Below are 1,372 nucleotides of genomic sequence, written 5' to 3' on the forward strand. Positions count from 1 at the left end.
TTTTGGGGGGTTGTTGGGGTGTGGGGTGGTTGGTTTGTAACTGTATAGTGGGTGTGAGCATGATCGTGGTGGTCGTGTTCATGGTTTATTTGTTTTCTGTTGTGTTTTGTTTGTAGTTTTTTAGAGCATTCGGTGGATGCCTTGGCACTAGGAGCCGATGAAGGACGTGGTAGTCCGCGATAGGCCTCGGGGAGTTGACAAACGAGCGTTGATCCGAGGGTGTCCGAATGGGGGAACCCGGCCAGAGTTATGTCTGGTTACCCGCGCTTGAATGTATAGGGCGTGTGGGGGGAACGCGGGGAAGTGAAACATCTCAGTACCCGTAGGAAAAGATATTCCGTGAGTAGTGGCGAGCGAAAGCGGATGATGGCTAAACCAGGGGTGTGTGATACTCGGCAGGGGTTGCATTCTTGGGGTTGTGGGACGCGTGCGTCATGGTCTGCCGGCTGTGGACGAGTGGCATTGGGTGTAGGTGAAAGGTCTGGGAAGGCCTGCCGTAGACGGTGAGAGCCCGGTAACTGAAATGTCTGGTGTGCTTGTTGTGTGTGTTCCCGAGTAGGACGGGGCCCGTGAAATCCCGTGTGAATCTGGCAAGACCACTTGCTAAGCCTGAATACTACCTAGTGACCGATAGCGGATCAGTACCGTGAGGGAATGGTGAAAAGTACCCCGTGAGGGGAGTGAAATAGTACCTGAAACCGGATGCTTACAATCCGTCGGAGCCTTCTTTTTGTGGGGTGACGGCGTGCCTTTTGAAGAATGAGCCTGCGAGTTACTGGTATGTGGCGAGGTTAACCCGGGTGGGGAAGCCGTAGCGAAAGCGAGTCTGAAATATGGCGTTTTAGTCGCATGCTGTAGACCCGAAGCGGAGTGATCTACCCATGGTCAGGTTGAAGCACGTGTAAGAGCGTGTGGAGGACCGAACCCACTTCAGTTGAAAATGGAGGGGATGAACTGTGGGTAGGGGTGAAAGGCCAATCAAACTCCGTGATAGCTGGTTCTCCCCGAAATGCATTTAGGTGCAGCGTTACGTGTGCTTGCTGGAGGTAGAGCTACTGGATGGCCGATGGGCCCTACAAGGTTACTGACGTCAACCAAACTCCGAATGCCAGTATAGTTGAGCGTGGCAGTGAGACTGCGGGGGATAAGCTTCGTAGTCGAGAGGGAAACAGCCCAGATCACCGGCTAAGGCCCCTAAGCGTGTGCTCAGTGGGAAAGGATGTGGAGTTGCACAGACAACCAGGAGGTTGGCTTAGAAGCAGCCATCCTTGAAAGAGTGCGTAATAGCTCACTGGTCAAGTGATTCCGCGCCGACAATGTAGCGGGGCTCAAGCACACCGCCGAAGCCGTGGCATCAACACGTTATTCCCCC

Annotated in this window: 1 rRNA gene; it reads left to right on the forward strand. The window is 54.0% G+C overall.

Annotated elements, in window-relative coordinates:
- Positions 1-109: 109 nt before the first annotated feature.
- Positions 110-1,372, forward strand: a 23S ribosomal RNA gene (locus tag BSZ40_RS12135); the annotation flags it as partial.

Origin of the sequence: Buchananella hordeovulneris, from assembly GCF_001907235.1 — a bacterium.
GTDB classification, from domain to species: Bacteria; Actinomycetota; Actinomycetes; order Actinomycetales; family Actinomycetaceae; genus Buchananella; species Buchananella hordeovulneris.